Annotated in this window: 25 protein-coding genes; 13 read left to right on the forward strand and 12 right to left on the reverse strand. The window is 65.9% G+C overall.

Annotated elements, in window-relative coordinates:
* Positions 1 to 51 precede the first annotated feature (51 nt).
* The 6 genes from ACOCMH_RS25265 to ACOCMH_RS25290 all read left to right on the forward strand — a co-directional run bounded on the left by ACOCMH_RS25265 (position 52) and on the right by ACOCMH_RS25290 (position 5,758).
* A complete protein-coding gene (locus ACOCMH_RS25265) occupies positions 52 to 867 on the forward strand; it encodes an undecaprenyl-diphosphate phosphatase (protein ID WP_427309701.1) in 816 nt (271 codons plus the stop codon).
* 345 nt (positions 868 to 1,212) lie between these two features.
* Positions 1,213 to 1,692 (forward strand): VOC family protein, encoded by a 480-nt coding sequence (locus ACOCMH_RS25270; protein ID WP_427313362.1) that lies wholly within the window; start codon positions 1,213 to 1,215, stop codon positions 1,690 to 1,692.
* Positions 1,689 to 2,909, forward strand: coding sequence for an FAD binding domain-containing protein (locus ACOCMH_RS25275; RefSeq protein ID WP_427309703.1), 1,221 nt, complete (start codon positions 1,689 to 1,691; stop codon positions 2,907 to 2,909). Before ACOCMH_RS25270 ends, ACOCMH_RS25275 begins: the two co-directional genes overlap by 4 nt.
* A 35-nt stretch (positions 2,910 to 2,944) precedes the next feature.
* Positions 2,945 to 3,328 carry a DUF485 domain-containing protein gene (locus tag ACOCMH_RS25280; RefSeq protein WP_427309705.1) on the forward strand — a complete coding sequence of 128 codons (384 nt, stop codon included), beginning with the start codon at positions 2,945 to 2,947 and terminating at the stop codon, positions 3,326 to 3,328.
* Positions 3,325 to 4,962: a cation acetate symporter gene (locus ACOCMH_RS25285; protein WP_427309707.1), complete on the forward strand. Its 1,638-nt coding sequence runs from the start codon at positions 3,325 to 3,327 to the stop codon at positions 4,960 to 4,962. The genes ACOCMH_RS25280 and ACOCMH_RS25285 overlap by 4 nt, the downstream gene beginning before the upstream one ends.
* Positions 4,963 to 5,083: 121 nt before the next feature.
* Entirely contained in the window at positions 5,084 to 5,758 is a 675-nt protein-coding gene (locus ACOCMH_RS25290) for a TetR/AcrR family transcriptional regulator (RefSeq protein WP_427309709.1), read from the forward strand.
* A 158-nt stretch (positions 5,759 to 5,916) separates the two neighbouring features.
* On the opposite strand, the gene phaP is transcribed toward ACOCMH_RS25290, so the two are convergent.
* The 11 genes from phaP to ACOCMH_RS25345 all read right to left on the reverse strand — a co-directional run bounded on the left by phaP (position 5,917) and on the right by ACOCMH_RS25345 (position 14,883).
* Positions 5,917 to 6,483, reverse strand: coding sequence for a TIGR01841 family phasin (phaP, locus tag ACOCMH_RS25295; protein WP_427309711.1), 567 nt, complete (start codon positions 6,481 to 6,483; stop codon positions 5,917 to 5,919).
* A gap of 168 nt (positions 6,484 to 6,651) precedes the next feature.
* Complete coding sequence (locus ACOCMH_RS25300; protein WP_427309713.1) at positions 6,652 to 6,882, reverse strand: hypothetical protein; 231 nt, start codon at positions 6,880 to 6,882, stop codon at positions 6,652 to 6,654.
* A 228-nt stretch (positions 6,883 to 7,110) separates the two neighbouring features.
* Entirely contained in the window at positions 7,111 to 8,190 is a 1,080-nt protein-coding gene (locus ACOCMH_RS25305) for a phosphotransferase (RefSeq protein WP_427309714.1), read from the reverse strand.
* Between the two features lie 117 nt (positions 8,191 to 8,307).
* Positions 8,308 to 9,096, reverse strand: a complete 789-nt coding sequence (locus ACOCMH_RS25310) for an SDR family NAD(P)-dependent oxidoreductase (RefSeq protein WP_427313363.1) — start codon at positions 9,094 to 9,096, stop codon at positions 8,308 to 8,310.
* A gap of 38 nt (positions 9,097 to 9,134) precedes the next feature.
* A complete protein-coding gene (locus ACOCMH_RS25315) occupies positions 9,135 to 10,604 on the reverse strand; it encodes an NAD(P)(+) transhydrogenase (Re/Si-specific) subunit beta (protein WP_427309716.1) in 1,470 nt (489 codons plus the stop codon).
* Complete coding sequence (locus tag ACOCMH_RS25320; RefSeq protein WP_427309718.1) at positions 10,601 to 10,951, reverse strand: NAD(P) transhydrogenase subunit alpha; 351 nt, start codon at positions 10,949 to 10,951, stop codon at positions 10,601 to 10,603. The genes ACOCMH_RS25315 and ACOCMH_RS25320 overlap by 4 nt, the downstream gene beginning before the upstream one ends.
* Positions 10,952 to 10,973: 22 nt before the next feature.
* A complete protein-coding gene (locus ACOCMH_RS25325) occupies positions 10,974 to 12,092 on the reverse strand; it encodes a Re/Si-specific NAD(P)(+) transhydrogenase subunit alpha (protein ID WP_427309720.1) in 1,119 nt (372 codons plus the stop codon).
* Positions 12,093 to 12,195: 103 nt separating this feature from the next.
* The gene (locus ACOCMH_RS25330; RefSeq protein WP_427313364.1) at positions 12,196 to 12,990 is read right to left on the reverse strand and encodes a TauD/TfdA dioxygenase family protein; all 795 of its coding nucleotides are present in this window, start codon (positions 12,988 to 12,990) and stop codon (positions 12,196 to 12,198) included.
* Between the two features lie 34 nt (positions 12,991 to 13,024).
* Positions 13,025 to 13,996: a zinc-binding dehydrogenase gene (locus tag ACOCMH_RS25335; protein ID WP_427309722.1), complete on the reverse strand. Its 972-nt coding sequence runs from the start codon at positions 13,994 to 13,996 to the stop codon at positions 13,025 to 13,027.
* Between the two features lie 70 nt (positions 13,997 to 14,066).
* Positions 14,067 to 14,432, reverse strand: a complete 366-nt coding sequence (locus ACOCMH_RS25340; protein WP_427309724.1) for a hypothetical protein — start codon at positions 14,430 to 14,432, stop codon at positions 14,067 to 14,069.
* Positions 14,422 to 14,883: a hypothetical protein gene (locus ACOCMH_RS25345; RefSeq protein WP_427309726.1), complete on the reverse strand. Its 462-nt coding sequence runs from the start codon at positions 14,881 to 14,883 to the stop codon at positions 14,422 to 14,424. The genes ACOCMH_RS25340 and ACOCMH_RS25345 overlap by 11 nt, the downstream gene beginning before the upstream one ends.
* A 217-nt stretch (positions 14,884 to 15,100) precedes the next feature.
* On the opposite strand from ACOCMH_RS25345, the gene ACOCMH_RS25350 reads away from it, so the two are divergent.
* From ACOCMH_RS25350 to ACOCMH_RS25380, 7 genes are all read left to right on the forward strand, one after another.
* A complete protein-coding gene (locus ACOCMH_RS25350) occupies positions 15,101 to 15,391 on the forward strand; it encodes a UxaA family hydrolase (protein WP_427309727.1) in 291 nt (96 codons plus the stop codon).
* A 5-nt stretch (positions 15,392 to 15,396) separates the two neighbouring features.
* Positions 15,397 to 16,551, forward strand: a complete 1,155-nt coding sequence (locus ACOCMH_RS25355; protein WP_427309729.1) for a UxaA family hydrolase — start codon at positions 15,397 to 15,399, stop codon at positions 16,549 to 16,551.
* A 6-nt stretch (positions 16,552 to 16,557) separates the two neighbouring features.
* Positions 16,558 to 17,262, forward strand: coding sequence for a GntR family transcriptional regulator (locus tag ACOCMH_RS25360; RefSeq protein ID WP_427309731.1), 705 nt, complete (start codon positions 16,558 to 16,560; stop codon positions 17,260 to 17,262).
* Positions 17,259 to 18,293, forward strand: a complete 1,035-nt coding sequence (locus ACOCMH_RS25365) for an Ldh family oxidoreductase (protein WP_427309733.1) — start codon at positions 17,259 to 17,261, stop codon at positions 18,291 to 18,293. The genes ACOCMH_RS25360 and ACOCMH_RS25365 overlap by 4 nt, the downstream gene beginning before the upstream one ends.
* A gap of 91 nt (positions 18,294 to 18,384) precedes the next feature.
* Positions 18,385 to 21,954, forward strand: a complete 3,570-nt coding sequence (locus ACOCMH_RS25370; protein ID WP_427309735.1) for an indolepyruvate ferredoxin oxidoreductase family protein — start codon at positions 18,385 to 18,387, stop codon at positions 21,952 to 21,954.
* Positions 21,955 to 22,019: 65 nt separating this feature from the next.
* Positions 22,020 to 23,018 carry a tripartite tricarboxylate transporter substrate binding protein gene (locus ACOCMH_RS25375; RefSeq protein WP_427309737.1) on the forward strand — a complete coding sequence of 333 codons (999 nt, stop codon included), beginning with the start codon at positions 22,020 to 22,022 and terminating at the stop codon, positions 23,016 to 23,018.
* A 113-nt stretch (positions 23,019 to 23,131) separates the two neighbouring features.
* Complete coding sequence (locus tag ACOCMH_RS25380; protein WP_427309739.1) at positions 23,132 to 24,457, forward strand: MFS transporter; 1,326 nt, start codon at positions 23,132 to 23,134, stop codon at positions 24,455 to 24,457.
* A 114-nt stretch (positions 24,458 to 24,571) separates the two neighbouring features.
* Here the strand turns inward: ACOCMH_RS25380 and ACOCMH_RS25385 are convergent, their stop codons facing one another.
* Positions 24,572 to 25,882, reverse strand: a complete 1,311-nt coding sequence (locus ACOCMH_RS25385; RefSeq protein ID WP_427309741.1) for an MFS transporter — start codon at positions 25,880 to 25,882, stop codon at positions 24,572 to 24,574.
* Positions 25,883 to 26,001 lie beyond the last annotated feature (119 nt).

The raw sequence follows: 26,001 nt of genomic DNA on the forward strand, positions 1-26,001 counted from the left end.
CCTGCTCCGCGCCCCCTTCGACCCGCACAGCAACCACAAGGCAGCCGCCACATGATCGACTGGATCCACCTGGGCAAGGCGTTCTTTCTCGGCCTGCTCGAGGGGCTGACGGAATTCCTGCCCATTTCGAGCACCGGGCACCTGATCCTGGTCGGCGACTGGATCGACTTCGCATCCCATGAAGCGCGCGTGTTCGACGTGGTGATCCAGCTGGGCGCCATCCTGGCCGTGTGCTGGCTGTACCGTGCCAAGATCACGGACCTGTGCGAAGGCGTGGTGCGGCGCGATCCGGATGCGCTGCGCTTCGCCACCGCGGTGCTGGTCGCCTTCCTGCCAGCCGCGGTCATCGGCGCGTTGCTCATCGGTCCCATCAAGCATCACCTCTTCGATCCGGCTGTGGTCGCCGCGGCCTTGATCGCGGGCGGGCTGGTCATCCTCTGGGCAGAGCGGCGCAGCGCCGTGCCGCGCATCCACGCCATCGAGGATTTCGGCTGGAAGCAGGCCATCGGCATCGGCTTTGCGCAGTGCGTGGCGATGATTCCCGGCACGTCGCGCTCGGGCGCCACCATCGTCGGCGGCATGCTGTCCGGCGTATCGCGGCAAGCGGCGACCGAATTCTCTTTCTTCCTGGCGATCCCCACCATGCTGGGCGCCGCCAGCTACGACGCCATGCGGCACTACCACCTGCTCAGCATGGCCGACTTCTGGGCCATTGCCACCGGTTTCAGCGCGGCCTTCCTCTCCGCGCTCTTTGTCGTCAATGCGCTGGTGCGGCTGGTGGCGCGGCATTCGCTGCGCGTGTTTGCCTGGTATCGGATTGCGCTGGGGCTAGTGATTGCGGGGGTGAGCGCGGTGCCGTCGCTGTAAGCGCCAGACGCGCTTGGCTTTCATTGCAGGCTTTCAGCAACATTCCAATCCAACTCGGCCCTTGGGCGACGCTACCAATGGTGTCGACCACGCTGAAGTTCCGGCGCATCAGGTAGGCGGCTGACAAGCCCCGCGTGGTCATCGGCCGTACCCAGCTTCCCCCTTCCCCAGGCGTCTCGCGCTTTCCCTTTCCGACAGCGCCACTCAGTGCATCTGGCACCACATTAGATCAAGAACGCTTCGCCCTAGGGTAAGTACCAGCCTGTGGCAGCTTGGCTAACAGCATTCAGCTGCCTATGATTATCACACGATCACTTATCGATTGATAATCAACAGGAGGCAATGATGGGCATCAAGAAACTGGCCCACTACTCGATCCGCACGACCGACCTGGAACGCTCATGCGCGTTCTACGAACGCGTACTGGGATTTCGACGCGGATACCGGCCCCCGTTTGCCTTTCCGGGTGCGTGGCTCTACCTGGGCGACGACGAGCGCGACTTTGGCACCGTGCACATCATCGGCATCGACCCTGAAGATCCGTCCGGCCTTGTGGCCTACCTGGGCGACAAGGCCCTGCCGCAGAGCGGGACCGGCACGGTCGACCACATTGCGTTCCTGGCAGAAGGCGTTTCGCGGATGTGGGACACGCTGAAGGCGGAAGGCATTCCCTGGCGCGACCGCACCGTACCCAGCCTGGGACTACACCAGGTGTTCATCGAGGACCCCTCGGGCGTCACCATCGAACTCAACTATCCCGCCGAGGAAGTGGCGGGCATGACCCTGCCCTCGCAAACGCAGGTCAACGCAGGAGCCACACCATGAACGCAGCACAACCTTCGCAACGCAAGGCCATCGTGGTTGGCGGCTCGGTAGGCGGATTGTTCGCTGCCACCCTGCTGTCGCGCAGCGGCTGGGAAGTCGAGGTGTTCGAACGCACGCCCGAGGCGCTGACCGGTCGTGGCGCCGGTATCGTCACCCACCCCGAGTTGTTCGAGGCCCTGAGCGCCGCCGGGATCGAGGTGAACGACAGCATTGGCGTTTCGATCAATACCCGAATTACGTTGGCGCGAGACGGCAGTGCCGTATCGGAACGTGAACTGCCGCAGACGCTGACGGCATGGGGCAAGATGTACGAAGTTCTTGGCAACGCTTTTTCCGGCCCCTATCGCACCGGCGCACATGTGACGGCGGTTGCATCGCTCACGGATCATGCCGAGGTCACGCTCGCCGATGGCACGACGCATCGGGCCGACATGGTGATCGCAGCCGACGGCTTCCGATCCGGCGTCCGCGAACAGTTGCTGCCCGACGCACAACTCGAGTATGCGGGCTACATCGCATGGCGCGGACTCGTCGACGAAACCCAACTCTCGCCCCAGACCCACGCCGCAATGTTCGGCAAGTTTGCGTTCTGCCTGCCTCCCCGGGAACAGATCCTGGGATACCCGGTCGCCGGCGACAGAAACAGCACGGCCCCCGGCGCGCGGCGTTTCAACTTCGTCTGGTACCGCGCGACCTGCGAAGACGAACTCGCCAACCTGCTGACCGATGCCAACGGGAAGTGCTGGTCGACGGGTATCCCTCCGAGCCTGATTCGTCCAGACGTGATCGCGGACATGGAAAGCGCCGCGGCCGATCTGCTCGCACCCCAGTTCGCCGAGGTCGTGGCGCGGACCACGCAGCCACTGTTCCAGCCAATCTACGACCTGACCGTTTCGCGCATGTCATTCGGCCGCATCGCATTGCTTGGCGACGCCGCCTTCGTTGCCCGTCCGCACTGTGGCATGGGCGTCACCAAAGCGGCCGGCGACGCCATGGCACTGGTTCGCGCGTTGCAAGGATCCGCCCCCATCGAAGCGTGCCTCGACGCTTATAGCGCGGAGCGGGTCCAGGTGGGCCAGGCGATCGTCGAGCATGCCCGGCACCTGGGTGCCTATATGCAAGCGCAACTGAAAAGCGATAAAGACCGGGCCATGGCCGAGCGCTATCGGACGCCGGAAGCCGTCATGCGCGATACGGCCGTGTCGCGCCGCTTCTGAGCAAGCCCTTTCGACGACAATACAAGGAGACAGTCATGCCTCAAGTCGCCCCCCCTGCCGCGGCAGCCGACGCACCCTTCGGTGCTCGCTTCGCCGCCGACGATACCGATCCACCGTATATCCCGCACCCGATGCTCGCTCGTGCCGATTTCTGGCAACTGCACCGGGCCCGGCGGCGCTTTGCCTGGTCGCTCACCGCGATCATGCTGGTCGCCTACTTCGGCTTCATCCTGACCCTGGCGTTTCGCCCCGACCTGCTGGCACGGCAAATCGTGGCCGGAGAGCCGATGAGCGCTGGCATCCCGATCGGATTCGGCATGTTTGCGTTCACCTTCGCGATGGTCGCCGTCTATGTCTACCGCACCAACACTGTCTACGATCGCATGATCGCGGACGTTCGCGCCGGAGCCCAGTCATGAACCGCATGCTTCCTGCAGCCCTCGCCCTGGTGGTTGCCACCCCGGCCATAGCCGCCACGCCTCCGGTCGGTCAGGGGCTCAACGTCATCGCCATCGCGATGTTCCTCGTGTTCGTCGTGGCGACGCTTGGCATCACCCGATGGGCGGCGCGGCGCAACAACAGCGTGGCCGACCACTATGCCGCGGGCGGCAAGATCACCGCCATGCAGAATGGCTGGGCCATCGCCGGCGACTACATGTCCGCCGCGTCATTACTCGGCATCTCGGCTCTGGTGTTCACCAGCGGCTACGATGGCCTGATCTACTCGATCGGCTTTCTGGCAAGCTGGCCGATCATCCTGTTCCTGATTGCCGAGCCGCTGCGCAACCTGGGGCGCTACACGTTGGCCGATGTGCTGTCATATCGGCTTCGGCAGCGTCCTATCCGCGCGTTCTCGGCGTCCAGTTCCATCGTGATCGTGCTGCTCTACCTGGTGTCGCAGATGGTGGGCGCCGGCAAGCTGGTGGAACTGCTGTTCGGTTTCCATTACACCGCGGCGGTCGTGCTGGTGGGCGTGCTGATGGTGATCTATGTGTTCTTTGGCGGCATGCTGGCCACCACGTGGATCCAGATCATCAAGGCGGTCATGCTGCTGGCCGGCTGCGCGTTCATGGCGTTCATGGTGATGAGCCGGTTCGGATTCAGCCTGAACAGCCTGTTCGACCACGCCATCGCCGCGCATGGCAAGCAGCAAGCCATCATGCGTCCCGGCGGCCTGGTCTCCGACCCGGTCTCCGCAGTCTCGCTCGGGCTGGCGCTGATTTTCGGCACGGCAGGCCTGCCGCACATCCTGATGCGGTTCTTCACGGTCAGCAACGTCAAGGCGGCGCGCAAGAGCGTGCTGTACGCCACCGGCATCGTTGGCATGGGCTACGCAATGATCATCGTGATCGGCTTCGGCACGATCGCGCTGGTGGCTCAGGACCCGCTGTATCACAACAGCACCGGTGCGGTCATCGGTGGCGTCAACATGGTGGCCGTGCACCTGGCCCACGCGGTTGGCGGTAACGTATTCCTCGGCTTCATCTGCGCGGTGGCATTCTCGACGATCCTGGCCGTGGTGGCCGGACTGACGCTGGCTGGCTCATCCGCCATCTCGCACGATCTGTACGCCACGGTGATCCGCCAGGGCAAGGCGTCGGACCAGGACGAGATGCGGGTCTCGCGCATGACGACGCTGGTGCTGGGCGTGCTGTCGATTCTGCTCGGCATCCTGTTCGAGAAGCAGACCATCGCATTCATCGTCAGCCTGACGTTCTCGATCGCCGCCAGCTCCAACTTTCCGGTGCTGCTGCTGTCGATCTACTGGCGCGGCCTGACCACGCGCGGCGCCGTCATGGGCGGCATGATGGGCCTGGTCACGGCCGTGGTGCTGACGATCCTGAGCCCCACGGTGTGGGTGCAGGTCCTGGGGCACCCGTCGGCCATCTACCCGTACGAATATCCGGCGCTATTCTCAATGCTGGTGGCTTTTGTCGGGATCTATGCCTTCTCGGTAACCGACCGCTCGGCACGCGGCGCCTGGGAGCGCAATGCCTACCAGAACCAGCGCGTGGACTGCGAACTGGGCATCACTGCCAAATCGGGAGGCTGAACGCGTCTTCCGGCGTTCAGGCCAGGGCGACGGCCATCCACCGGGCCGCCGCCCTGTTCCCATTTATCGGGTGATTGGTAGAATCGGACCCATATCCAGACCGCAGGACCGGGAGACAGCCATGGAGTCACGCGCCACCACCACCGAAGACGACGCGATGGTCAAGTCCACGCGACGCCTGCTGCCTGAAGAGCGGGAGCAGCAGATCGTCGAAAAGGCGATCGAGCATTTCACGCGCAACGGTTTCGGCGGTAGCACACGTGAACTGGCCCGGCAGATCGGTGTCACGCAGCCCCTGCTCTATCGGTACTTCGAAAGCAAGGATGCATTGATCGAGCGCGTCTACAACGAAGTATTCCAGTGGCGTCCGGACTGGGACCGCCAGATCGCCGACCGGTCGCTGCCGCTGACCGAGCGGCTCCATGCCTTCTATCTCGACTATTCGACAGTGATCCTGCGCGAGGAATGGATCCGGCTTTTCATCTTTGCCGGCCTGACACACGAAGGCATCAACAACAAGTACCTTAGCAAGCTGCGCACCAAGGTCTTCCTGCCGGTCCTGGCCGAAGTGCGCGAGGCATTCGGCATTCCCGCACCACGCAATACGGCCGAGACGGACGCCGAAATCGAGATGATCTGGAGTCTCCATGCGGCCATCTTCTACATCGGCGTGCGCAAGTGGGTCTATGGATTGAAGGTCCCGACCGACCTCGATGCAGTGATTCGCCAGAAAGTGGACATGTTCTTGTACGGTGCGCCCGGCGCAATGAAGAAGATGCGCGACCGGAAGGTGTAAATAACCTGGCGGAGTCGCCGAAACGTGTTTGCTGGCCGGCGATAGCCGAATAACTGCCGCGACGTATGCCTTCTAAAGCATCACGTCACGGCAGTTTTCGGCTCGCTGGCGATCGTCCCGGAAGGACGTCAGTTACCTCTCACTCCAACAACGGGCTACTACTTTGCCGCTGCCTGGGAATGCTGCGCGGTCCGCCGTCGCGCGCCTGACGAGGCCGCTTGCGACACATTATTGAAACTGCTCTCGGCTACCTGCGCGGCCTGCTTTGCCGTCGCGTGCAATGACTCGTAGAACATGGTGGTCGCGTTCAGGGCCTCCTGCCAGGCCGCCAGTGGCGCCGCCGGCCCGGCTTGCGTTTTGCTTGTGACGCTTGCAATGAAGTCATGCAGGCCCTGCTTGCCTGCCGTGTACTGGACCTCGCCAACCTTGTCGAATTCGGTACGTGTCGCGGCCAGAATTTCGATGAATTGGCGACGATATGCCAGCGCCCGTTCCGTGGCGGGTGAAATGGATTCCATCTGCAATGCCAGAAGTTCTTGCGGGTTCGAAACCGACAGGACTTTCTCCAGGCCTTCCTGTGTCTCTGCCAGCGTGGCCTTCATCGTCTGCAGGTTCAGCTCCGTCACATGCTGGAAGCACTCAAAGGCCTTGCCGGTCAGGCCGACCAGGGCTTCGATGCCTGCAAGTTGCGCTTTGGTGAATTGCTCGGGGGACCACTGAGTCATCTTGCATCTCCTGGAGGCGACCCACGACCCGGGGCAATCCTGGGAATGCACCATGGCGCGGGACTGGGATCAATGACGATGGCGTTGCCGCGGCCGTTGCCTGGCGACGCCGAATGCAACCCCGGGGACGCGGCGAATGCCCGTGTCCCCGGGATTCATGCAAACTGCTCACCGAGAAGCCGGGCGTGCGCGACAATCCCGAGCGGGAACACGCCCGAACGCCTGGAGCAAGGCGTAGCCCCGGGTCGTGACCCGGGCCCTGGTCTGGTCCTGGCCCAAATGCTCGAGCGCAACCAGCTGCTGCGCCCGCAGCGCCTCGACATCCGCGAGGTCCAGTTCTGTCGATTCGGCGCTGTCGTTCAGCAGCACCAGGGTGGCAAACTCATGATGACTCAGCACAGTTGTCTCCTAAGCTATAGATCTATTTTTGCTACGGGACTTCACTGCCATCCGGGACAGGGTGGACGCAATCCATAGGTCCACCTCGGATGCGAGGTCTGGCCGGAGCGATTTCCTTTGCTCCGAACAATCATCCTAGGCACTGGCCATCAACAATTCAATACAATTAGCAGACATCTGGTGGTTATCCCTAATGCCCGCCTGATTTAACGCTCGGGCACGCCAGGATTACGCAAAAGTCATCCCCACCTCCACGCGCTGCGCCTGCGCCCAGGCGAGATCGGCCACCCGCGCGAAGCGCTCGCCCATGGCGTGCGCGTCGGCGCTGGAAGCCGTGCCGCGCGCAACGCGGCCCTTGATGCCATGGAGAATCGCCGCGAAGCGGAACATATTGAAGGCGATGTAGAAATCCAGGCTGCCGAGGCCGGCGCGCCCGGTACGGCGGCAATAGGCCTCGACATAAGCCGCTTCGTCCGGCAGTCCCTCGGCCGCCAGGTCCCGCCCCGCGATACCGCCCAGGATATCGGGCGGCATGCGGAACATCATGGCGTGGTAAGCAAAGTCGGCAAGGGGATCGCCAAGGGTCGACAGCTCCCAGTCCAGCACGGCCAGCACGCGCGGCTCGGAGGGATGGAAGATCAGGTTGTCGGCCCGGAAATCGCCGTGGGTGATGGCGACCTCGTCCGTCGCGGGCAAATGCCGCGGCAACCAGTCCACCAGCCGGTCCATTGCCGGGTGCCGGCCAGCCAGCTCGTCGCCCAGGTACTGCGCCGACCAGCGCGCTACCTGACGGGCAACGTAGCCACCGGCCTTGCCATAGTCGCCCAGCCCGATCGCCGCCGGGTCGATCGTATGGAGCCTGGCCAGCGTCGCGTTCATCGCGTCCAGATAGGCCATGCGATCCGCGCGCGGCACGTCGGCAAAACCGGCATCCCAGAAGATCCGGCCCTCGACGAGATCCATGACGAAGAACCAGCTGCCGATGACGGTGTCGTCGGTACACAGCCCGTGTATCCGCGGCACGGGGAAACCAGCCTGTCCCAACGCAGCCATCACCGTTGCTTCACGGTCCACGGCGTGGGCGCCCTTGAGCAGTTCGCCGGGAGGCTTGCGCCGCAGCACGTAGCTGCGTCCGGGCGTATGCAGCCGGTAGGTGGGATTGGACTGCCCGCCCTTGAACTGGTCGATCGTCAGCGGACCGGCATATCCGGCCACATTCTGCGCCATCCAGCGTTCCAGGGCGGCCTGGTCGAACCGGTGCTGCTCGCGCACCGGCACCGTGCCGGAGAATTCCGGCGCGCTAGCCACGGTTCGCCTCGCCGCTCAGGGCCTGGCAATGGATCATCTTCGCCAGGAACGATTGGTGGGCTTCGGCAAGGACCGGGCTGCGCCCGGCAGGACAGGAAGTGAACATGAGGCTTTGCCTTAGAGCGAGTTGATGGAATGGCCGCCGTCGACGGGCAGCACCGTACCGGTCATATAGTCGGACGCGTCCGACGCCAGCAACAGCAAAGCGCCATCGAGCTGGCCCGGTCGCCCGAGCCGCCGCTGGGGGATGCGGCGGATCATGGCTTGCCCGCTTTCCGCCTCGAAGAAGCTGCGGTTGATCTCGGTCTCGAAGTAGCCCGGTGCCAGGGCGTTGACGCGGATGCCATGGCGCGCCCATTCCAGCGCGAGCGAGCGCGTGAGGTGGATCAGGCCGGCCTTGGCGGCCGTGTACGCGGGAACCTGCTGGGCCACGCGCAGGCCAAGGATGGAAGCGATATTCACAATACTCCCTCCGGTGCCGGCATCGCGCATCATCCGGGCCGCGCGCTGGGCCACCCGCCAGGCGCCGTTCAGGTTGGTGTCGATCACGCTTTGCCATGCCGCCTCGTCCACCTCCAGGGCCGGGCCGGTGGTGGCGATGCCGGCGCTGTTAATGACGATCCGCACCGGGCCAAGCTCGCGCCGGCTCGCGTCAAAAGCGGCGTCGACCGAGGCCGGATCCCTGACATCGAGGGCCACCGCGCAGGCCTGCGCGCCCTGTCCGCGCAGCCCGGCCGCCAGGGTTTCGCCTTCGCCCAGGCGCCGCCCGGCAAGGGCCACCTTGCAGCCAGCGCGTGCCAGGGTCTGTGCGAAGTGCAGGCCGAGCCCGCCGAACGCGCCGGTCACAAGCGCCACCTTGCCCTCCAGATCATCAAATGGGCTGGGCGCGCCGCCCTTCTCATGCATCGCCATGTCTTCTGAATCCTCCGCTGTCATCGTCATGCTCACGCGGCCTTGACCATGTCCTCGACCACCTTCTTGGCGTCGCCGAACACCATCATGGTCTTGTCCATGTAGAACAGTTCGTTGTCGAGCCCGGCGTAGCCGGCGGCCATCGAGCGCTTGTTGACGATGATGGTCTTGGCCTTGTACGCCTCCAGGATCGGCATGCCGGCGATCGGCGACTGGGGATCGGTCTTGGCCGCCGGGTTGACCACGTCGTTGGCGCCCAGCACCAGCACCACGTCGGCCTGGCCGAACTCGCTGTTGATGTCTTCCATCTCGAAGACCTGGTCGTACGGCACCTCGGCCTCGGCCAGCAGCACGTTCATGTGGCCCGGCATGCGGCCCGCCACCGGGTGGATCGCGTACTTCACCGTCACGCCCTTTTCCGTCAGCGCTTCGGTCAGCTCCTTGAGCGCATGCTGGGCGCGCGCCACGGCCAGGCCGTAGCCGGGCACGATGATCACGGTTTCGGCATTGCCCATCAGGAATGCGGCATCGTCGGCGGAACCCGATTTCACATTGCGTTGCGCCTGCCCCGCCGGCCCGCTCGCGGCGGCGGCGCCGTTCCCGAAGCCGCCCAGCAGCACGTTGAAGAACGAACGGTTCATCGCCTTGCACATGATGTACGAGAGGATGGCACCGGACGAACCCACCAGCGAGCCCGCGATGATCAGCATCGGGTTGTTCAGCGAGAAGCCGATGCCCGCCGCGGCCCAGCCCGAGTACGAGTTCAGCATCGACACCACCACCGGCATGTCGGCGCCGCCGATCGGGATGATGATCAGCACGCCCAGCACGAAGGCGATCGCCAGCATCACCAGGAACGGCAGCCACTGCTGCGTCATGAAGAACGCGATGCCGAAGCCGAACATGGCAACGGCCAGCGCCAGGTTCAGCCAGTGCTGGCCGGCAAACGCCACCGGCGCGCCCTGGAACAGGCGGAACTTGTAGCGCCCGGCGAGTTTGCCGAAGGCGATCACCGAGCCCGAGAACGTGATCGCGCCGACGAAGCAGCCGATGAAGAGTTCGATGCGGTTGCCCAGCGGAATGTCATGCGAACCGGCCGCCGTGATGCCGAAGGCCGCCGGCTCGGCCACGGCCGCCACCGAAATGCACACCGCCGCCAGGCCGATCAGCGAGTGCATCGCCGCGACCAGTTCCGGCATCCTGGTCATCTGGACTTTCTTCGCCACATAGGCGCCGATGCCGCCGCCCACCACCAGTGCGGCCAGGATCAGCGCCAGGCCGGTTGCCGGCGCAGACGGGTCCGCCCCGCCGGGCAACAGCGCGTTCTTCAGCTTGAAGATCAGCGCCGCCGTGGTGAGTGCCGCTACCACCATGCCGGCCATGCCAAACACATTGCCGCGCCGCGCCGTGGTCGGGTGCGACAGCCCTTTCAGCGCCTGGATGAAGCACACCGAGGCGCCCAGGTAGGACAGCGTCACCATATTCATCGACAGGCCGTTCATTGCGCCACCTCCGCCAGTTTTCCGCCGGTTTGCCCCTTGGCTGCGGGCAGTGTCCTGGGCGCCTTCTTCCTGAACATCTCCAGCATGCGCTGGGTGACCAGGAACCCGCCGAACACGTTGACCGCCGCCAGCGCCACCGCCAGCGTGCCCATGGCGCGGCCAACGTAGCCCTCGGTCAGGCCGGCGGCCAGCATGGCGCCGACGATGATGATGGCCGAGATCGCATTGGTGACCGCCATCAATGGCGTGTGCAGCGCGGGGGTGACCGTCCAGACCACGTGGTAGCCCACGTAGATCGCCAGGACAAAGATGATCAGGTTGATCACCGTGTGGCTTACCATTTCCATGGATATCTCCTTGATTGCCGGTTCAGCTGGCCAACGCCAGTGCTTCGCGCCGCGTCATCAGGCAGGCGGCGACGATGTCGTCTTCGAGGTTGAGCGTGAACTGTCCGTCCTTGTCGACCACCAGCTTGAGGAAGTCCAGCACATTGCGCGCATACAGCGCCGAGGCGTCGGCCGCGACCATGCTGGCCAGGTTGGTATGGCCGATCAGGATCACGCCGTTGTGGTTGATCACTTCGTCGGCCACCGTCAGCGGGCAGTTGCCGCCTTGCGCGGCGGCCAGGTCGACCACTACCGAGCCGGGCTTCATCTGCGCCACGGTGCTTTCCTGCAGCAGCACCGGCGCCTTGCGGCCCGGGATCAGCGCGGTGGTGATGACGATGTCGGCCTGGAGCGCGCGCTGGTGCACCAGCTCGGCCTGGCGCTTCATCCAGTCGGGCGGCATCGGGCGCGCGTAGCCGCCCACGCCCTGCGCGATCTCGCGCTCTTCGTCGGTCAGGAACGGCACGTCGAGGAACTTGGCGCCGAGCGATTCGATCTGTTCCTTGACCGCGGGGCGCACGTCGGAGGCCTCGATCACCGCGCCCAGCCGCTTGGCGGTGGCAATGGCCTGCAGGCCCGCCACGCCCGCGCCCAGGATCAGCACGCGCGCCGCCTTGACGGTGCCGGCGGCGGTCATCAGCATCGGCATGAAGCGCTGGTAGTGGTGCGCGGCCACCAGCACGGCCTTGTAGCCGGCGATGTTGGCCTGCGACGACAGCACGTCCATGCTTTGCGCGCGCGTGGTGCGCGGCGCGGCTTCGAGCGCGAAGGCGGTGATGTTCGCCGCGGACATGCGCGCGTTGTTCTCGGCATCGAAAGGATTGAGCATGCCGACCAGCACCGCGCCTGGCTTCATCTGCGCCAGTTCGGCGGCGTCGGGCGCGCGCACCTTCAGCACCAGTTGCGCGCCAAGCGCGTCGGCGGCGCTGCCGATGGTGGCGCCGGCCGCCTCATACGCGCTGTCGGGCTGGCTGGCGCCCAGGCCGGCGCCGGCCTGCACCACTACCTTGTGGCCCTGGGCGACGTATTTCTTGACGGTCTCCGGGGTGGCGGCGACGCGCGCCTCCCCCGCCCGCGTCTCAGTCGGGATCCCTATCTGCATTGCAATCTCCGTTTGGTGCCGTCGGCAAGCCGCACGGGCACCCTTGATGCCGGGCGCAGCCTGCCGGATCTGCGGCAAGCGGCGCCGGTATTGGCGGTACCGCTCAGCGGGGCACTTCCCCTTCCAGGGTCACGCGGTTGAGTACCCGCTCGGCATTGCCGTAGTCGTGCACGGCGTAGTGCATGGTGCAGCGGTTGTCCCACATCACCACATCGCCCTCCTGCCACATATGGCGGTAGACGTTGTCCGGCGTCACCGAGTGCTGATACAGGAAGTCGAGCAGCGGGCGGCTCTCCGCTTCGGTCATGCCTTCGATGCACTGCGCGGTGTCGGGGTGTCCGACATAGAGGGCCTTGCGCCCGGTCTCCGGGTGCGTGCGCACGATCGGGTGCACGGCCGTGGGCACCCTGTCGGAACCCGTCATCTTCGCCAGCCGCGCGCCTGAGAACCTTGCCCGCAGCCCTTCGATCATGCGCTGCATCGCCGGCGACAGGCGCTCGTACGACGCGTACTGGCTGCACCACATGGTGTCGCCGCCGATGGGGATGGTGACGGCCGACAGGATCGAGATCTTCGGCGGCACCTCGGTATAGATCGAGTCGGAATGCCAGGCCTCGGTCGACGCGGTTTCCTTCGGGATTTTGGTGACCTGGGCCAGTTCCGGGAATTCAGTCAGGCCCTTGAGCAGCGGGTTGCCCTGTACCGGCTTGCCCCAGCGCCGGGCGAATGCGACCTGCGCGGCCGGCTGCAGATGCTGGCCCCGGAACACCAGCACGCCATGCTCCAGGAACGCCCGGTGCAGGATCTCGAAGCTGGCATCGTCGAGCGGCTGGTTCAGGTCGACACCGGTCACGGCTGCGGCCACCGAGCCGGTCAGCGGCTTGATCTGGATTGTCATCATGTCTCCTCTTGCCTGTGGCTTGTCTGTGGAATCAGTCGACCAGCAACACGATCTTGCCGACGTGCTGGTCTTGCTTCATGTAGGCATGCGCGGCGTCGATGTCGGTCATGGCAAAGGTCCGGTCGATCGGCAGGCGCACGCGGCCCGCGCGCAAGAAGGGCAGCAGGTCGCGTGCGCAGGCCTGGATGCATTCCAGCCGCTCTGCTTCCGTGCGGGTGCGGAAGGTCACGCCGATCAGTTGCAGGCGCTTGAGCCACAGCGTCGACAAGTCGATCTGCGCCGTCGCCGAGCCAAGCCGGGCGATGTTCACCAGCCGGCCCTTGACCGCCAGGCTCTTCATGTTGGCCTCGAACACCGGGCCGCCGACGGTATCGATGATGATGTCGACGCCCTTGTTGCCAGTGGCCTGCATGACCGCCTCGACCTGGTCGTCCTGCGACGCGTCGATGCCCACATCCACGCCGAACTGGCTGATCCTGTCGAGCTTGGCCGCCGAGCGCGACGACGCGATCACGGGCCGCGCCCCCATCAGCGAGGCGATCTGGATTGCCGCCATCGCCACGCCGCCCGAGGCGCCGTTGACCAGCACCGACTCGCCCGCCACCAGGCGGCCGTTGGTGACCAGTGCGTCATGCGCGGTGATAAAGACGTTGGGAAACGCCGCGGCATCGATCCACGACAGGCCATCCGGCACGGGGATCAGCGCCATCGGATCGGCCACCACATATTCCGCCTGGCAGCCACGGCCATGCCCCATCACGCGATCGCCCTTGCGCCAGCCACCGACGCCTTCGCCGACCTCCGCGATCTCGCCGGCAAACTCGACCCCAGTCGTGATCGTGTTGCCCGAGCGCAGCTCCTTCGCCTGGTTGATTTCGCCCCGGTTCAGGCCGGCGGCGCGCACCCGCACCAGCACCTGCCCCGCTGCCGCCACCGGCACGGGGATATCCTGCACTTCGACCTTGCCGCCCTCGGGGCCTGGCACTACACGGACTGCCTTCACTGATCTCTCCTTTTCCTGTTTCTTGACCTGTCTCTCGACGTTGCTCTCGCTGTGTCTGCCGCAACCTCCACTACGCGCCGCCCAGCGCGGTCGCGCGGATCAGCGACAGCAGCTCCAGCGCCCGGTCGGCGGCAGCCGCTCCACCCGGATGATTGCCGCGTACGTATGGCGCCCGCGTGTCCTCGATGGCGGCCAGGGCTTGCAGCGGCCTGGCCGCCGCCACCGCCAGACGCCGGAATTCATTGATGGTCAGCAGGTAGGTGTGGAACACGTCTGCCTGCGACGGCGTCGCGCCCAGCTTGTGCAGCAGCGCGTTGAGCCAGTGTGTGCCCGCCAGCATCGCGCCTTCGATGGTCATCTCGTAGTCGGCGCCGGTGCACTTGCGCAGCGAGGCCTCGAGGCTGCGCGCCATCGCAATGTGCTGCTCAATGTCCATGACGGTCCCCGGCCAGGCGCGCATCCAGCAAGTCCAGGCAGCGGCGCAGCGCGGCGTCGCAGCCTTCGGCGATCTCGGCCGTCGGCGCCAGCCCCGCGCGCAGGCACGGATCGCGGTAGTGCTCGATGTGCTCCATCGCCGCCATCATCTCGGCGATATCGGCAGGCACCGGTCCCTCCACTTTCGGGCGGCCGACATGCAGTACATCGCCCAGCGGGCGGAATGCCGGCCGCAGGCTGCCATCGGGCTGCGGGACAAGGTAGACGCCGGGCTGCGTCGGGAAGCGGTCATCGTCCAGCGTGATGCCCGCCTGGTGCAGTGCTGCATTGACGGCATGGGTGCCGGCGGTCATGCCTGCCCAGAACCACAGGCCGAAATCCTGCAGCGGATCCAGCCGTGCGCGCAGGGCCTGCAGCTTCGCGATCTTCTCCTTGTGTGACATGACGTTCATGTCCGTGTTCTCCATGGATTCACTGTGCCGATGCGGCGGCGCTGACAAACTCGCCGTTGTCATGACGATAGACAGCGGCCTCGCTGATGTCAACAAACTTCTATATAGGACTTTCACTGTGGGAGTAGTGGTTTTCGCTGAGTAGGCCTATTAGAACTTGACTGCACCCCGGTCGAATCCCTACATTGGATCCCAACACCTATACAGGAGTTGATCAATGCCCCGAGCCATCGTACTCAACCCGGCCGACAATGTGGCCACCTTGCTGGATGCCGGCCAGGCCGGCGACGCCTGCGCGCTGGAAGGCGAGCGACAAGGCAGGCTGGTGCTGCTGCAAGACGTGCCGTTCGGCCACAAGATCTGCGTCGCCGATACGGTCGCGGGAGACACCATCCTGAAGTACGGCCAGGTCATCGGCCGTGCCAGCCGCGCGGTGCGCGCCGGCGAACACATGCATGTTCACAACATCGAGTCGGCGCGTGCCCGCGGCGACCTGCAACAGGGGTAATGCAGATGACAACAACCTTCCTCGGATACCCGCGCGAGAACGGCGCAGTCGGTGTGCGCAACTGGGTCGCGGTGGTCTCGGTGATGGACAACTGCAACCCGGTCACGCGCACCATTGCCCGCACTGTGGGCGGGTGCATCCCGGTCACGACGCTGTTTGTGCGCGGACAGTTCGGCGCCGACCTCGACTTCGCCTTCGAGTCGCTGGCGGGCCTGGGACGCAATCCCAATATCGCCGCGGTGCTGCTGGTAGGCCTGGAAGAATCATCGACGGAAGAGGTCGCGCGCCGCATCCGCACCACCGGCAAGCCGGTTGAATGCGTGCACCTGCAGCCCGACGGCACGGTGGCATGCATTGCCGATGGCACGCGCAAGGCCAGCCGCCTTTCGCTGGCCGCGTCGAAGGCGCGCCGCGTGCCGTGCCCGGTGTCGTCGCTGGTGATCGGAGTCGAGTGCGGCGGTTCGGACACCACCTCGGGGCTGAGCTGCAACCCGGTGATCGGCCGCATGGCGGACATGGTGGTCGCCGGCGGCGGCACCGTGATCATTTCCGAGACCTCCGAGTTCATCGGCGCCGAGCACCTGTTCGCCGAGCGCGCGGTCGATGGCCGGGTGCGCGAGGCCTTTGTCACGGCCGTGCGCAACATGGAAAACCTGGCCATCTCGCGCGGCGTCGACATGCGCGAAGACCAGCCTTCGCCCGACAACAAGCGCGGCGGCCTGACCACGGTCGAGGAAAAGGCGCTCGGCGCCATGGCCAAGGCCGGCACCAGCCCGCTGGTGGGCGTGCTGCGCTACGGCGAGGCACCGCAGAAGAAGGGGCTGCATTTCATGGACGCGCCGGCCGCGGCAGTGGAAAATCTGACTGCGCTGGCTGCCGGCGGATGCCAGCTGACCTTCTTCGGCACGGGGGTGGGCAATCCGATCGGCAGCATGGTGGCACCGACCGTCAAGGTGTGCGGCAACGTCAATACCCTGCGCACCATGGCCGACAACATTGACTTCGACGTCAGCGGCGTCCTGCAGAACGGGGACAAGATCACCGACCTCGGCGAGCAGCTGTATGGCTATGCGATGGACGTCGCATCCGGCACGCGGCTGACCAGCGAGGTGCTCGATATCCGTGAGACCGCGGTCAGTCGATTCGCACTGAGCCTCTGAACAACCATGACCAAACTTCGCAGCGTCTCCGACGCGATCATCCGCTCCATTGAATCCGGCGCACTGCGCGAGGGCGACCGCCTGCCCTCCGAAGGCGAGCTCGCCAGCTTCCATGGCGTCAGTGTCGGCACGGTGCAGAAGGCCCTGGCACGGCTGACGCACTCCGGGCTGATCACGCGCGAACAGGGACGGGGCACCTTTGTGTCCGGGACGCGCGTGGCGCCGGCCGACGTCCGTTACCTGCGCTTTCGCGATGAACAGGGCAACGAGCTGCCGTCCTACGTCCATGCGCGCTCGGTCAAGCGGATCAAGCGCAAGGGGCCGTGGTCGGAGTTCCTTGCCGGCGACGGCTACGTGCGCATCGAGCGCGTGATCAGCGTCGGCGGCCATTTCGACCTCTACAGCGAGTTCTGGCTGCGCGAGGAAGATTTTGCGCAGCTGGGCGGGCTGGACCGCGATGCCCTGGAGAAAAACCTGCGCGAGCTGATCGGCCAGCGCCTGTCGCTGCCAACGCTGCGCGTGGACCAGTGGATCCGCTTCGGCAAGGCCCCGGCCGCGGCCGCGGAGGAACTCGGGCTCGACCCCGAGGCGCCGGCATTCATCATGGAACTGCGTGGCTACACGCTGCGCGACCAGCCGCTCTACTACCAGTCGGTCTATGCCGCTCCGTTCGGCGAGCGCCTGATGATCGTGCGGGAGAAATCGACATGAGACTGCGCTGGAACACCGACCAGCTCGCGCGCTGGGCCGCCGCCGTGTTCGAGTCGTGCGGCGTGGCGCCGGAGCAGGCGACGCAAGCCGCCGCCGCGCTGGTGCGCAGCGAACTGCGCGGCTACAAGACGCATGGCCTGACGCGGGTCCCCTCCTACGTGGAGCGACTGCGGGCCGGCGATTTCAATCCGCGTCCGCACATGTCGCACAAGGCCTTCCCGGGCGGCATCGTGCTGGATGCCGACGGTGCCATGGGCCAGGTTGCCGGCCCGCGTGCCGTGCAACTGGGGCTGGAGGCGCTGCAGTCGAGCGCGTCCGTGCTGGTGGCCGTGCAATCGTGTGGCCATCTCGGCGCGCTCGGCATCCCGGCGTTGCTGGCCGCCGAGGCCGGCGCCTTCTGCATGGTCGGCCAGCGCACGCCGCCCATGCTCGGCATGGAAGGCTTTGCCCGCGCCGCGATCGGACACAATCCCATCGCCTTTGGCTGCCCGTTGCCGGGCGCGGCGCCGATCGTCTTCGACGTGGCCTGCAGCGTTGCCGCGCGCGGCCATATCCTGTTGGCCGCGCGTGAAGGCAAGCCGATTCCCGAGGGCTGGGCGCTTGATGCCGACGGCCATCCGACCACCGATGCGCAACGCGCGCTGGAAGGGTCGCTGCTGCCCACGGGCGGGCACAAGGGCATCGGCATCGCCATGATGGTGGAGTGCCTGGCCGGCGCCATGGCCGCCACCGCGGATTCGCTGGCGCCCGCGCGCAATGCCGTTTCCGGCGCGGGCGCGGTCGGCCGCCAGGGCGGCTTTGTCTGGCTGGTCAAACCGGACGCCTTTGCCGGCCAGGCGCTGTTCGCCGAATACATGGCGCAGTGGACCGGCAACTATCTTGCCGCCGGCGGCGCCGACGCGCGGCTGCCCGGACACCGCGGCGAAGCGCTCGAGCGCGACGGCCGCGCGCACGGCATCAGCCTGCCCGACGCGGTCGTGCGCGCGCTGGATGGGCTCGGCCGGGAACTCGGCATCCCCCTCCCCGGCTAGCGCCGCTTTCATCACCAGTCATGCCAGAGATCCGGGTGCCAACGCACGCCGGCAGGCCCCGTTCAACCCTGTTTGCCTGAGAACCGCCCTTATGAACGCCCCCATACTCCCTGATGCGGCCCGGCAGGCCATGCAAGCCGTGTCGATCGACGACAAGTACGCGCTGGACTCCGGCCGCGCCTACATGAGCGGCGTGCAGGCGCTGGTACGCCTGCCGCTGCTGCAGCGCAAGCGCGATGCCGCGGCCGGCCACAACACCGCCGCCTTCATTTCCGGCTACCGCGGCTCGCCGCTCGGCACCTATGACCAGGCGCTGTGGCAGGCAAAGAAGCATCTTGCCGACCACCACGTGGTCTTCAAGCCCGGCGTCAACGAGGAACTCGGCGTCACCGCGGTGTGGGGCTCGCAGCAACTGGAGTTCGATGCCGCCAGCAAGCGCTATGACGGCGTGTTCGGCATCTGGTATGGCAAGGGCCCCGGCGTCGACCGCAGCGGCGATGCGCTCAAGCATGCCAACCTCGCCGGCACCTCGCCGCTGGGCGGCGTGATCGCGCTCGCTGGCGATGACCACATCTCCAAGAGCAGCACGCTGGCCCACCAGAGCGACCACACCTTCATGGCATGCGGGCTGCCGGTGTTCTTCCCGTCCAATGTGCAGGACATCCTCGACCTGGGCGTGCATGCGCTGGCGATGAGCCGCTTCAGCGGGCTATGGGCCGGCATGAAGACCGTGCAGGAGGTGGTGGAATCGGGCGCGTCGGTGATCACCGACTCGGATCGCGTGCGCGTCTTGCTTCCCGAGGACTTCGCCATGCCCGACGGAGGCCTGCATATCCGCTGGCCCGACGATCCGCTCGCCGCCGAAGCGCGCATGATGGAGTTCAAGTGGCCGGCCGCGCTTGCCTATGTGCGAGCCAACCGCCTGAACCGCAACGTGATCGAGGGACCCAACGACCGCCTTGGCATCATCGCCAGCGGCAAGGCCTACAGCGACACCCGCCAGGCCCTGCTCGACCTCGGCCTGGATGACGCCGCCTGCCGCGCGCTCGGCATCCGGCTGCACAAGGTCAGCGTGGTATGGCCGCTGGAGCCCGACAGCGTTCGCGACTTTGCGCGCGGGCTGCGCGAAATCCTGGTGGTCGAGGAGAAGCGCCCCGTGATCGAGCAGCAACTCAAGGACGAGCTGTACCACTACCCGCCCGCCGCCCGTCCGGCTGTCTTCGGCAAGTACCACCACGCCGACGGTGCCGGCGGCGAATGGAGCCACCGCAAGCCGGCCGAGGACTGGCTGCTGCGCGCCAAGGCTGACCTGTCGCCCGCGCTGGTGGCCAAGGCCATCGCGCTGCGGCTCAAGGCCCTGGGCGTGCCGGCCGACGTGGCCGCGCGCATGGACGTGCGCCTGCAGGAAATCGACGCCAAGGAACGCGCCACCACCCAAGGCGATGCGCGCGCCACCGACCGCCTGCCGTGGTTTTGCCCGGGCTGCCCGCACAACACCAGCACGCGCGTGCCGGAAGGCTCGGTCGCGACCGCCGGCATCGGTTGCCACGGCATGGTGGTGTGGATGGACCGCTCGACCACTTCCTGGTCGCAGATGGGCGGCGAAGGCGTGCACTGGATGGGCCAGGCGCCCTTCAGCAAGCGCACCCACATGTTCGCCAACCTGGGCGACGGCACCTACAACCATTCCGGCCTGCTGGCGGTGCGCCAGTCGATCCATGCCGGCGTGAACCTGACCTACAAGATCCTGTTCAACAGCGCCGTGGCCATGACCGGCGGGCAGCCGGTGGACGGCCAGCTCGACGTGCCGGCGATGACACGCGAACTCGCCGCCGAGGGCGCGCGGCAGATCGTGGTGGTGACCGACGAACCCGGCAAGTACCAGGGCGTCGGCAACCTCGCCGCCGGCGTCACCGTGCGCCACCGCGACGACCTCGATACCGTGCAGCGCGAGCTGCGCGAGGTGCCAGGCGTGACCGTGATCATCTACGACCAGGCCTGCGCCACCAAGAAGCGCCGCGAGCGCAAGCGCGGCACCATGGTCGATCCCGCGAAGCGCGTGGTCATCAACGAGCTGGTGTGCGAAGGCTGCGGCGACTGCTCGGTGCAAAGCAACTGCCTCGCGGTGCAGCCGGTCGAGACCGATTTCGGGCGCAAGCGCAAGGTCAACCAGGACAGCTGCAACAAGGACTTTTCCTGCACCAAAGGCTTCTGCCCGAGCTTTGTCACGGTCGAAGGCGGCAAACTAAAGAGTCCCACCCCCACCGCCGCGACCGGCGGCCGCGCCACGCCACCGGCCATCCCGATGCCTGCGCTGCCGGATGCCGGCAAGCCGTGGCGCATCGTGGTGGCGGGGATCGGCGGCACCGGCATCGTCACCATCGGCGCCGTGCTGGGCATGGCCGCCCACCTGGAAGGCAAGGGCGTGATCACCCAGGACGCGACCGGCATGGCGCAGATGGGCGGGGCCACCTGGAGCCATATCCAGATCGCCGCCAGCCCGGACGCCCTGCATGCGAGCCGCGTCGACATGGCCATGGCCAACCTGGTGCTCGCCTGCGATACCGTGGTCGCGGCCAGCAAGGCCTCGCTGGCCGCGATGTCGCCGGCACGGACCTATGTGGTGCTGAACAGCCATCTGACCCCGACCGCGGCCTTCGTCCGCAATCCGGACTGGGATCCGCAAGCCGGCGAGGCCGTGGCCCGGATCGCGCAGTCCGTGGGCGAGGGCCAGCTCGCCAGCTTCGATGCCGAACAGGTGGCGAAGCAGGTGCTGGGCCAGTCGATCTACGCCAACCTGCTGCTGCTCGGCTATGCCTGGCAGATGGGCAAGGTGCCGCTGTCGCACGCCGCGCTGATGCGTGCCATCGAGCTCAACGGCGTGCAGGTCGACAGCAACAAGGCGGCCTTCGAATGGGGCCGGCTGTGCGCCCACGATATGTCGAAGATACCGGCGCAGCCGGGCGGGTCGCAGGTAATCCAGTTCGTGCGCAAGGTGCCGGTCGAGGAACTGGTGCAGAAGCATGCCGAGTTCCTGGCCGGCTACCAGAACCGCGCCTACGCGGCGCAATACGAGGCATTTGTCCGCCGCGTGAAGGCGGCGGAGTCGGTCCTGGGCGGCTCCCGCCTGACTGAAGCCGTGGCCCGCTCGCTGTTCAAGCTGATGGCCTATAAAGACGAATATGAGGTGGCCCGCCTGCATACCGGCGCCGCATTCCGCCAGCAGATCGCGTCGATGTTCGAAGGCAAGGTCCGGCTGGTCCATCACCTGGCCCCTCCCCTGTTTGCGCGGAAGAACCAGGCCGGCGAACTGGTCAAGGGCGCCTATGGCCCGTGGATGCGCAGTGCGTTCGGCGTACTGGCCCGCTTCAAGGGCGTGCGCGGCACGGCGTTCGATCCCTTCGGCTACACCTTGGAGCGCAAGGAAGAGCGGGCGCTGATCGGTGAGTACCGGCGCAGCGTGGAAGCCTTGCTGCCGGCACTTTCCGCGCGGAATCTCGACCTGGCGCTGGAGATTGCCCGGCTGCCGCAAGAGATTCGCGGCTACGGCCATGTCAAGGCGCGCAACCTGGCGGCGACCCGCTTGCGCTGGCAGCGGCTGATGGCGCAATGGCAGCAGGAGCGCACCACGCCGCAGGGCAAGGCGACTGAAGCGGCATAAGGCAAAGACTGAAACAGCGCAGGCTCGCCACCGGAGCCTCGGAAGAGACAGCGAGGAGACAAGAGATGAATTTCGTACTGAATCGCGTTGGCCGTACCCTGGGCGCGCTTGCGCTTGCCGCCTGGGCCGCTTGCGCCACCGGCGCCACCGGGGCACCGGCACACGGCGCATACCCGAACCGCCCGGTCCGCATCATCGTGCCGTGGCCGGCGGGGGGCGGCGTCGATGCCGTTACCCGCACGGTGGCCGAGAAGATGACAGCCAGCCTCGGCCAGCAATTCGTGGTCGACAACCGGCCCGGGGCTACCGGGAATATCGGGGCTGGCATGGGCGCCAAGGCGGCGCCGGACGGCTACACGCTGCTCGTAGCCAGTGCGCCAATGGCGATCAACGCCAGCCTGCAAAAGAACCTGCCGTTCGACATGGGCAAGGATTTCGCGCCGCTGGGGCTGATGGCAAGCTCGCCGTACATGCTGGTGGTGCATCCGTCCGCGGGGGGTTCGGTGAAGGAACTGGTGGCGCACGCCAAGGCCAACCCCGGCAAGCTCAGCTATGCATCGGTGGGCCCGGGCACCCAGCAGAACGTGATTGCCGAGGTGTTCAAGGAAGCCGCCCATATCAACATCGTGCACGCACCCTACAAGGGCGGACCGCAGGCGCTGACTGACATGGTGGGCGGCCATATCCAGATGATGTTCCACGGCGTGCCGGCGGTGATGCCGTTCGTCAAGGGCGGCCAGCTCAAGGGCATCGCCGTGGCCAGCAAGCAGCGGCTGCCGTTGTTCCCGGACGTGCCGACCCTGGCGGAGGCCGGCTTCCCGGGTATCGACGCGAGCGAATGGTATGGCCTGGTGGCGCCGGCCGGCACGCCGAAGGACATCGTCGCGCTGCTCGGCAAGGAGATCGAAAAAGCCCTGAATGCGCCGGGCGTGCGCCAGCAACTGGTCAGCAAGGGTTATGAGCCTGCCAGCCAGAGCTCGCCGGACCAGTTTGCGGCCTTCATGGCCGCTGAACAGAAAAAATGGGCATTTGCCATCAGGCAGACCGGTTTCCATCTGGAATAACGCGAAGCACCTGCCCTGGTGACGGCGGGTAGCGGACCCGCCGCTTCCCACCCGCCGAATCCAAACCCACAACAGCGCGCGCCGGCATCATGCCGCCGCGCCAGGAGACCGCTTTGCCCCTCGATCCCACCACAGCCATGGCGGCGCCGGTATCCACGCCCATGCCGGCCGAAGCCAACCCCAAGCCCATGTCAAAGGCCTCCGCGGTCACCGCCATCACCATCGGCGGCGCACTGGAGTTGTACGACTCGGGCGTGTACAACTTTTTCGCCACGCTGATCATCCCCCTCTACTTTCCCGTCAGCAATCCGCTCGGCCAGTTGCTCCTGTCCTTCGGCACCTTCGGCGCGGGCTACCTGATGCGACCGCTGGGCGGACTGGTGATCGGGGCGTACGCCGATCGCCATGGCCGCAAGCCCGCCGTGCTGCTGTCGATGTGGCTGATGGCTTTCAGCGCGCTGGTACTCGTGGTGACGCCGACCTATACGCAAATCGGCTACCTTGCGCCGGTCCTGATGATCGTCGCACGCCTGATCCAGGGCTTTGCGATCGGCGGCGAAATGGGCTCGGCCAGTGCCATGCTGCTGGAATACGCCGACGAACGCTCGCGCGGCTTCTACACCAGCTGGCAGACGGCCAGCCAGGGCATTGCCGCCGTCTTCGCCGCGCTGGTGGCGCTCTCGCTCAGCCACGCGCTCAGCGCAGATGCCCTCGAGCACTGGGGCTGGCGTGTGGCGTTCCTGATCGGCATTCTGGTGATCCCCATCGGCCAGCTGATCCGCCGGCGGCTGGAGGAAACGCTGGTGCCGCCTCCGCGCAAGAAGGCTGCCGCCGGCGGCTGGCAGCTGATGCGCCAGCACTGGCGTGAACTGGTGGCCAGCGTGCTGCTGATGACCGGCCTTGCCGCGGCGGTTCACCTGATCGCCTACTACCTGCCTAACTACGCCACCTTCCAGCTGCATATCCCGCGCGGCGAGGCGGTCTGGGCCGGTTTCGTGGCTGCGGCGATGATGGTCGTGTTCGGCCCGATCGCAGGCTGGATGTGCGACCGCGTCGGGCGTCGCGCCATGGTGTGGTGGTCGCGCCTGGCGCTGCTGCTGATGGCCTATCCGGCCTTCTTCCTGCTTAATGCTTTGCCGTCGCTGACCTGCCTGTTGCTGGTGGTCGGCTGTCTGGCCATTCCCATGGCCATGACCTCTCCCGCGACGCTGGTCCTGGTGAGCGAGGTATTGCCGCAGCGCCTGCGCGCCACCGGCATGGCCGTCACCTATTACGTGGCCATTGCGGTATTCGGCGGCTTTGCCCAGCTGTTCTCGACCGGGCTGATCCACCTGACCGGCAGCCCGAACGCACCGGCGTTCTACCTGATTGGCTGCGGCGTGCTATCGCTGTTCGGGTTGGCGATGGTACCGGAGACGCTCGGCCGCAAGCTCTCGTAGCCACGATGATCAGCGGAAACCGAATTCGTTCTGTTCAGTGACAGGTTCAGGCCCGGGGTGCCTCCCGCGTTGCGGCGGCGCCCCGGCTGCGACGCTTGCCCAAGGCACGGGCGTCTAGGTGCGCTCCGCGCGCGGGACATCGTTGCGCGCCGCGGCCTCGACCTCCGGATTGGGTTCGCCGTCCCGGGTGGCGATCAATGCTTTCGGCGTCAGCGCGATCAAGGGCAGGATCAGGGCGTAGACCACGGTGGTAGCGATCACACAATATGTGAAACCATGCGCTGGACTGCTGCTGTAGATCGATGAGCCCAAGAGATCGCCGGCCCTTGCCGACAACGCGAGCACGCCGTCCACCAGCATCATCAAGGTGCCTTGCAAGCCCGGCGGACAGGACCGCATGGCAAGGTCGAAGTATGCCGCGGTGGCCAGACCGCCCATCAGCCCTATCGGTGCTGCCAATGCAAGAGCGAGGTCGGCCGACTGAATGAATGCCAGCGGAATCATCTGTGGCACAGCGATGACCGTTCCCCACCACAGCAACTTGTTCAGCGCGACTTTCTTGCACAGGAAGCCATACAGCAAGAAAGTCGGGATAAAGGCAGCGGCAAAGATCCCGTTATAGAACGAGTAAACCGAATCCGACGCATGCAGTTCATTGGCCAGGTAGAACTGCAAGGGCGTGGCCGCGCCTGGCGCAAAGTTCCACAGGAAGCAGATCAGAACCGCCGGATAAACCGCCTTATGCTTGACCAGCCGCCGGACATTGCCGAGAAAATCCGCACCCCTGGCTGGCGGCGTCTCATAGATATGGTCGAAGACGGAAACGGGCTTCCACAGCCCTAGCACGGCCACCAATAAAGCCGCCGTCGCCACCAGCAGGAAAGCTTCCCTTGCAGCAAGATGGTCGGAGATGTACCCGGAGGCGAAGGCTCCCGCCACGACCGGGACCGAGCCGACCACGTTCAACAGAGCACTGAGGCGGCCTGACATGCGCTTTTCCTGGCCCACCAGAGCGATCAACCCCTGAAAGGCCGCAGCGACGAATCGGGACGAGACCATCGCCAGCAGCATTCCGATCACCAATCCCGCGTAGGAGAAACCAGAAAATGCGATCCAGATGAATGCTGCCGCGGTCGCCGGAGCGAAAATCAGGAAGAAGCCGCGATCCCGCAATCCCAGCGGGTTCCACTGGTCGCGCGCAAGGCCAAAAGCGAACGCGACATACACCGGGATGCCGGTCACCAGCCGGAAGACAGAGATCTGCGTCGCCGTCGCATTCAGCTGGTTCTTCAGTATGTACGAGGTCTGTATATCGACCAGGTAACCGGCCGGGGTCCCCAGGGCGATGCACAGGGTCAGGCAACCGAAGTACAGCAGGGTTCGGTCATTGTTCCCTGGACCATGACAACCAGAGGTGGCCAGCATTTTCGTGGCTCGACAGCGAGACTGGTTCGGCGGGTTGCACGGCGGCATGGCAGTTCCGAACATCGCTTCAAGCGACCTGCCCCAAGCGGGCGCCTGCCCGGTCCGACGCTACTGTCAGA

It is taken from the genome of Cupriavidus sp. H39 (assembly GCF_050271075.1).
In the GTDB taxonomy this organism is placed as follows: Bacteria; Pseudomonadota; Gammaproteobacteria; order Burkholderiales; family Burkholderiaceae; genus Cupriavidus; species Cupriavidus necator_B.

Excerpts from the sequence above, each read along its gene's own strand:
- ACOCMH_RS25310 (WP_427313363.1), bottom strand. The coding sequence starts at position 9,096 with ATGCATGAGAAGGGCGGCGCGCCCAGCCCATTTGATGATCTGGAGGGC.
- ACOCMH_RS25370 (WP_427309735.1), top strand. The coding sequence starts at position 18,385 with ATGAACGCCCCCATACTCCCTGATGCGGCCCGGCAGGCCATGCAAGCC.
- ACOCMH_RS25315 (WP_427309716.1), bottom strand. The coding sequence starts at position 10,604 with ATGAACGGCCTGTCGATGAATATGGTGACGCTGTCCTACCTGGGCGCC.
- ACOCMH_RS25280 (WP_427309705.1), top strand. The coding sequence starts at position 2,945 with ATGCCTCAAGTCGCCCCCCCTGCCGCGGCAGCCGACGCACCCTTCGGT.
- ACOCMH_RS25290 (WP_427309709.1), top strand. The coding sequence starts at position 5,084 with ATGGAGTCACGCGCCACCACCACCGAAGACGACGCGATGGTCAAGTCC.
- ACOCMH_RS25360 (WP_427309731.1), top strand. The coding sequence starts at position 16,558 with ATGACCAAACTTCGCAGCGTCTCCGACGCGATCATCCGCTCCATTGAA.
- ACOCMH_RS25325 (WP_427309720.1), bottom strand. The coding sequence starts at position 12,092 with ATGCAGATAGGGATCCCGACTGAGACGCGGGCGGGGGAGGCGCGCGTC.
- ACOCMH_RS25270 (WP_427313362.1), top strand. The coding sequence starts at position 1,213 with ATGGGCATCAAGAAACTGGCCCACTACTCGATCCGCACGACCGACCTG.
- ACOCMH_RS25375 (WP_427309737.1), top strand. The coding sequence starts at position 22,020 with ATGAATTTCGTACTGAATCGCGTTGGCCGTACCCTGGGCGCGCTTGCG.
- ACOCMH_RS25345 (WP_427309726.1), bottom strand. The coding sequence starts at position 14,883 with ATGAACGTCATGTCACACAAGGAGAAGATCGCGAAGCTGCAGGCCCTG.
- ACOCMH_RS25265 (WP_427309701.1), top strand. The coding sequence starts at position 52 with ATGATCGACTGGATCCACCTGGGCAAGGCGTTCTTTCTCGGCCTGCTC.
- ACOCMH_RS25350 (WP_427309727.1), top strand. The coding sequence starts at position 15,101 with ATGCCCCGAGCCATCGTACTCAACCCGGCCGACAATGTGGCCACCTTG.
- ACOCMH_RS25385 (WP_427309741.1), bottom strand. The coding sequence starts at position 25,882 with ATGCTGGCCACCTCTGGTTGTCATGGTCCAGGGAACAATGACCGAACC.
- ACOCMH_RS25320 (WP_427309718.1), bottom strand. The coding sequence starts at position 10,951 with ATGGAAATGGTAAGCCACACGGTGATCAACCTGATCATCTTTGTCCTG.
- phaP (WP_427309711.1), bottom strand. The coding sequence starts at position 6,483 with ATGACTCAGTGGTCCCCCGAGCAATTCACCAAAGCGCAACTTGCAGGC.
- ACOCMH_RS25340 (WP_427309724.1), bottom strand. The coding sequence starts at position 14,432 with ATGGACATTGAGCAGCACATTGCGATGGCGCGCAGCCTCGAGGCCTCG.
- ACOCMH_RS25365 (WP_427309733.1), top strand. The coding sequence starts at position 17,259 with ATGAGACTGCGCTGGAACACCGACCAGCTCGCGCGCTGGGCCGCCGCC.
- ACOCMH_RS25355 (WP_427309729.1), top strand. The coding sequence starts at position 15,397 with ATGACAACAACCTTCCTCGGATACCCGCGCGAGAACGGCGCAGTCGGT.
- ACOCMH_RS25285 (WP_427309707.1), top strand. The coding sequence starts at position 3,325 with ATGAACCGCATGCTTCCTGCAGCCCTCGCCCTGGTGGTTGCCACCCCG.
- ACOCMH_RS25275 (WP_427309703.1), top strand. The coding sequence starts at position 1,689 with ATGAACGCAGCACAACCTTCGCAACGCAAGGCCATCGTGGTTGGCGGC.
- ACOCMH_RS25330 (WP_427313364.1), bottom strand. The coding sequence starts at position 12,990 with ATGACAATCCAGATCAAGCCGCTGACCGGCTCGGTGGCCGCAGCCGTG.